This is a genomic window from Pseudomonas sp. Sample_16, assembly GCF_004307665.1.
Lineage (GTDB): Bacteria > Pseudomonadota > Gammaproteobacteria > Pseudomonadales > Pseudomonadaceae > Aquipseudomonas.
Genome location: NZ_RCOB01000003.1, coordinates 1 through 4,093 on the forward strand (window position 1 = coordinate 1; position 4,093 = coordinate 4,093).

General features: G+C 46.3%; 7 protein-coding genes and 1 pseudogene. All 8 read right to left on the reverse strand.

Features of this window, described 5'->3' with window-relative positions; genetic code table 11:
* Positions 1-699 (reverse strand): annotated as a pseudogene (locus tag D8U69_RS00385) (RHS repeat domain-containing protein); the annotation flags it as partial.
* A gap of 217 nt (positions 700-916) precedes the next feature.
* Positions 917-1,336, reverse strand: coding sequence for an NTF2 fold immunity protein (locus D8U69_RS00390; protein ID WP_130906437.1), 420 nt, complete (start codon positions 1,334-1,336; stop codon positions 917-919).
* Positions 1,337-1,609: 273 nt separating this feature from the next.
* Positions 1,610-2,101, reverse strand: coding sequence for an SMI1/KNR4 family protein (locus tag D8U69_RS00395; protein ID WP_056854513.1), 492 nt, complete (start codon positions 2,099-2,101; stop codon positions 1,610-1,612).
* 13 nt (positions 2,102-2,114) lie between these two features.
* The gene (locus D8U69_RS00400) at positions 2,115-2,423 is read right to left on the reverse strand and encodes an HNH endonuclease (RefSeq protein WP_130904582.1); all 309 of its coding nucleotides are present in this window, start codon (positions 2,421-2,423) and stop codon (positions 2,115-2,117) included.
* 32 nt (positions 2,424-2,455) lie between these two features.
* Positions 2,456-2,551, reverse strand: coding sequence for a hypothetical protein (locus D8U69_RS29660; protein ID WP_241668512.1), 96 nt, complete (start codon positions 2,549-2,551; stop codon positions 2,456-2,458).
* 250 nt (positions 2,552-2,801) lie between these two features.
* Positions 2,802-3,155: a hypothetical protein gene (locus D8U69_RS00410; RefSeq protein ID WP_130904584.1), complete on the reverse strand. Its 354-nt coding sequence runs from the start codon at positions 3,153-3,155 to the stop codon at positions 2,802-2,804.
* Positions 3,152-3,601, reverse strand: coding sequence for an NTF2 fold immunity protein (locus D8U69_RS00415; RefSeq protein ID WP_177434534.1), 450 nt, complete (start codon positions 3,599-3,601; stop codon positions 3,152-3,154). The genes D8U69_RS00410 and D8U69_RS00415 overlap by 4 nt, the downstream gene beginning before the upstream one ends.
* Positions 3,579-4,093, reverse strand: a 515-nt coding sequence (locus D8U69_RS00420) for a DNA/RNA non-specific endonuclease (RefSeq protein WP_177434535.1), incomplete at its 5' end; no start/stop codon positions are given. The genes D8U69_RS00415 and D8U69_RS00420, both read right to left, overlap by 23 nt.

The following is a 4,093-nucleotide window of genomic DNA, read 5'->3' on the forward strand; positions in this document are numbered from 1 at the left end:
GCCTTGCCACAGGAAATGCTTCTGCTCGGTGACGCCATCGACCTCTGACACCTTGCCAACCCGCCGCCCAAGGCTGTCGTAACGATACGCACCGGTACTTTCCAGCTTGCCGTTGACCATCGTCTCAGCTTTGACGAGGCGGTTTTCGCAGTCATACGTGAACGTCTGCAGCGTGCCCATCCCGCTGCGTTTCTCAATCAGGTTGCCCCACGCATCGTAGGCATATTCCTGATCTCGCCAGCGCTTGAGACGGTTGTCCTTGACGTGGTCGAATTGGCTGGTGTTGAAGTTCAGCCGGTTCGCCGCGGCGTCGTAGCGGAATTCTTCGCTGTCGATCAACTGGCCGTTGGCTTCGTATTCGTACTTGATCTCGCCGCGCAGTTTGTCGAGGGTGCGGGTCAACTCGCCAGCCGGGTCGTACTGGTGACGGCGATGGATCGGGTTGTAGGCGTGTTCCACCAGCAGGTCAGGCTGAACTCCGGGGTTGTGGATGCGCGAGAGTTTTTCCGCCGGCAGGCGCGAGGCGAACTGCCAGCTCTTGCGGCCCATCGCGTCGTAGCCGAAGCAACTGGTGAGCGCGCCCTGGGTGCGCAGGGCTTCGCGGTGCAGGTCGTCGCGCTCGATGTCGCTGATGAGCTGGCCGTCGAGGTTGAGTTGGTGCAGGTGGCCACTGCCGTAGTACAGGTGATTTATCTGTTGGTCGGCGCAAGCACTTGATTACTCGACCCGATGCGTCCCATGTAATTTCTGATTATAGAGAAAAGTGACTTAAGAAACCTTACACCACTCTGCAGTTAAAATTTTAAAGAACGGCTCAACCCCCACTAATTCTTGACCACCGATAAACAACTAAATACGCAAAAAAAATATCGCACCAACGGTGCAGCAGAATACCCCACCGTTTTCTATACGAAGGTCAGAGAGCCGCTTTTTTCCATTTATCTCCATTTTTTGTTTCTTTTCTCACTATCAACCACCCATTTTCAGTATTTTTCAGAACAAACTTATACACAGCCTTTAGCCTAGCCATTTGCTCGACAACCACAGTGTAATTTTTGCCTTCTTGAACAGGCTTACTTATTACATTCCTCTCAGGATCATAAGTCGGAGGAGACCCACAACCCAGATCTACCAGTCGAGCCCAGCTGCGTTCATCTGATACAGAAAACTTGGTTAGAATTCTCTTAAGTTCTGCTTCATATTTTTTATCACAATCAGACGTATCTTTATCCGCATCGATCAGGCTCATCTGCTCATCGCGAAAAGCTGTCTCCCAATCTCGCATTTCTGACATAAAGCCTTTCAACGCCTCAACCACCGAAACTTCTTTTTCCATAACAAACTCCTACCAAGCACAACAATACAATTGCGAACAGCAGAATAAACCAGAAAGCCTTTGCCGTGGCGGAAGGTGGAGATCAGCTGACCTGTCACCGTTGAAGCGGCTGTGGATGATTGCTGCCTGAGATGAGTACTTCCCTAGTAGTTGGTTTTATAAAACACCCTAATCCAGACCGGTGTTATTGAAAAAAGCGGAAAATGACAATCATTGTCCGCCTCACTGTGCAGGTCATCGCGATCCCTGTCACGGCTCCTCTGGCCTTCGATTTTACAGGTCGATCTCAGATTCGTCCTTTAAACCCTCAACAAAAGCGTCAAATGAACTTGCGAGCCAACGATAGGCCTTTGCATGATTGGCGGCATAACTACTATTCGAATCAAAGGAATCAGTTGCGTAAAAACACACATCACCATCAGTCAAATCCAGACAGAAAAAGTTACCACCGTCGTCAGTCGCAAACGGCAGCAATGTTTTAGGTATCACATTTTTAGAGGTCATCACTGCATAACAACCGCTTAAATATTTTGTCTCTGCAGCATCCAAAGCACCACTAGCTGCAACTGCTTTAAATTTCTTTATTCGAACAGGCTCATATTCATCACCACTATCCCACCAATCTCTATCTGCAACCCCACCATTATGAGTTAAATAAAAATTTTTAAAGCCTTCAGGCAATGTATGTCCGATCTCGTCCTCCAGCAAACTGAGATCAGAACTATTCACTTCCGGATCGGACTTCGATACTTTCAGTACACCCATCATTGTCTCCTTACTAACAAGTTGTAGAGGCAGCTTTCGGAGCCCGCCCATTCAGCCAGCCCTTAGAGTGCGAGATACCTACAGCATCAGTATTGCCATAAGAACCAGAAGGTAGACCGAAATGCTTTTCAAACTGAGCAACAGAGCCGCCATGTGGAAATGTCGCTTCATGGGCTGATGTTTTGACTAACTGCATAGTGGTCTTACCGGTTTTCGGATCAAAGTCATCAACGTGATGCCAAGTATAATCATCGGCTGCCGAAGCTTTGATACCTGCCTCTTTATATGCCTGGGTGAAGTCCCGTCCCCTCGCACCCTGCATTGTGATTGAAACGATATTTTTTTGATTACCGGTTATTCAGTGGTGTGGCCGAGGGCGTCGACTTCGGCGATGAGGTTGCCTTTGTCGTCGTAACGGGCCCGCCATGTGCTGCCGTCGGGGGAGTCCACCTGGGTGATCAGCGGGGTCAGGTGGTGATAGCGGTATTTGATCGTGCGCCCGAGCGGGTCGGCGATCCGTCTATTGCGTACTTACTGTTTGCGATAACAGCGTAAATATTAGAGGCCAAGCTATAATCTCAGCCTCTCCGAAAACCAGTTTATTAAAGAACGCCGCAACCAATTAAAAACCGGCCACCATCTCAAACCGCCTTCAGAAGCACACTATACAAACTTAATTACCACCAAACCTTTATCAACACTAAAAATCTAACTTCGCATCATATACCAACTCTGACATTGGTATTAACATCACACCTTTCATACCAAGCCTAATGATTTTCTCCCCAAGCCCGACTGAAAAAACATACTCCCCTCTCAGCATCTCAGAAGAAATAAAAAAATCTAAATCACAAATATCTTTTTTTATGCGTATATCGGATATAGCGTCAAAAATTACTCTACCCGAATGAAAAAAATCCACTTCTGGATCCTTAGTAACCGAATCAAGCCTTAACTCATATTTAGATTTCTCCACATCCAAAATTTTATGAATTCCTCTACTCCGCAACAAATAGTATTTTTTTGATGAAACTGGGAGACCTTGGTCATTCAAACATATGTTTTACTCCACTTACCACCAGACTTAAAGTCACGCCCCTGAATTACACAGTTACCATCTTTGACCGAAAAAACCAATCGATACACTGTTGAAAGTCCAGTGTTCTTTTCTATTACTACCGATGCAAAATCCCCCTTAACCTCAACCCCCCCTACATTGTCGTTTTCCGGGTCATATTCCGGGTTACTCCCGCAAACCAGATTTGCTAATCGATCATAATTTCTATCAACTTGAACCACATACTTAGAGAATATAATCAACAAATCAGCCCGCATGTGATTCTGCAGCGATTCTTCCAAGGACTCATCCTCAAGTGCCTCCATACTTTTTTTATAGTACTTCTTCTCCCATCCATACATTTCATTCATAAAACCATTCAAAGTTAAATACACGACCTCTCTGAGGGAATCACCTGTGTTAGTTGAGGAATATTTTGCCATCAAGCAATTCTCCATTCCTAAATAAGTTATACAAAATTTTTGTCGACCTTGTACCACCAGCCCCATACTTAAAAATCAATTCCACATCAATTGGCCCATTTTTTGATATATCGTTAAATATTTGCCTCTCATAATCCCTAAACAATCCTCTATTCACCTTGGAAAGCTGAGGAAACACACCATCTTTCCCACCCGAACCGCCAAGTAGCTTACCAATTATATGCCCAGCATCATCATCTGAATTACCCAGCGATCTAGCCCAAAACCGAGATGATTCATTAGTTGCCGTTCCTGTCCCCAAGTCTTTCTGGGTTATGGTGGCGGTTGCTTTCAACGGTTGCCCTGCCGACCCTCTGGTGACATTAGTAGTCACGCACCACCCTAAAGGGTCAATCCACCCGTTTGTTTTGGGAGCATAACCATACAAATTACTACCGCCCAACAACCCAATCGGATCCTGCGTAACAAACCGCCCCACCTCCGGATCGTAAT

Bases quoted from the DNA above. Each gene is read 5' to 3' on its own strand.
- D8U69_RS00390 (WP_130906437.1), bottom strand. From the start codon at position 1,336: ATGGAAAAAGAAGTTTCGGTGGTTGAGGCGTTGAAAGGCTTTATGTCA.
- D8U69_RS00395 (WP_056854513.1), bottom strand. From the start codon at position 2,101: ATGGGTGTACTGAAAGTATCGAAGTCCGATCCGGAAGTGAATAGTTCT.
- D8U69_RS00400 (WP_130904582.1), bottom strand. From the start codon at position 2,423: ATGCAGGGTGCGAGGGGACGGGACTTCACCCAGGCATATAAAGAGGCA.
- D8U69_RS00415 (WP_177434534.1), bottom strand. From the start codon at position 3,601: ATGGCAAAATATTCCTCAACTAACACAGGTGATTCCCTCAGAGAGGTC.